Source organism: Bartonella refiksaydamii (assembly GCF_902652675.1).
GTDB classification, from domain to species: domain Bacteria; phylum Pseudomonadota; class Alphaproteobacteria; order Rhizobiales; family Rhizobiaceae; genus Bartonella; species Bartonella refiksaydamii.
The window spans coordinates 1-827 of record NZ_LR736398.1 but is presented as its reverse complement, the minus strand read 5'-3'; the positions used below and the strand labels follow the sequence as shown (position 1 = coordinate 827).

At 45.7% G+C, this 827-nt stretch carries 1 protein-coding gene; it reads right to left on the bottom strand.

The features are described 5' to 3' along the window. The coding region (locus GQO39_RS08745; protein WP_198039457.1) for a hemagglutinin repeat-containing protein at positions 1 to 827 on the bottom strand (827 nt) is incomplete at both ends.

Here is an 827-nt window from a genome sequence, read left to right as displayed (position 1 = left end):
ATGAACAGTGCCAGTGCCAATGATATGGGCATTCTTTTGTTGAACATCCTCACTGGAACCTTCCCCTTGACTAAAAGCAGCATTGCCCGTTGCCCCTGCACCGCCCGTGCCATAACCGTATCCAACATTCACTGAAGCAGTTTCACTCCTATTTTGTGTGCTTTGCGCATTTTGTGCACTTTCAAAGGTGATATGTTGCCCTGCTTCCAAGATGATATTTCCGCTCTGCTCATCATTGCTTTGCATCGGGTTTGTTCCAGCAATAATATCGGCTCCAACACCATGGATGCTGCCTTTGTGAGCATGCATGTTGACAGCGCGCCCTGCTTCTATGCTATCTGTTACCGCTGTGGAGACTTGAGAAGAGGCTTCTACCTTCTCTGTCTTAAAGCCCACGGTTACACTGCCAGAAGCATCAGCCATATTGGTAAGAGCATCCTTGGTGGAGCCTCCCAACCCTCCTAATGTGCTGCCCAGTGTTTTTGTTATATTGCCCCTTTCCCCTGTATTGCCACTCAGCCAATCAACAAAATTCCTGCCTTTGTTAAAGAGATGATTGATTTTGATCGCGGTAAGGAGAGTGTTACCAATTGTGTTATTTCCATCCTTATTATTCATGCCGTCTGCTGCATCTTTCATGCCTTGTACCGTGCCAAGGACACCTACATTGACAGTGGTTGTTACCCCAGCAAAAGACTTTTCATGTGTCTCTTTTCCGTTGGAAATATTGTAGCTTTCTGACAGCGTGATATTATTTCCAGCATCAATGTTCACATCACGATTTGCCAAAACATTTGTCGCTTGCAAGTTCACATCATGATCCGCAT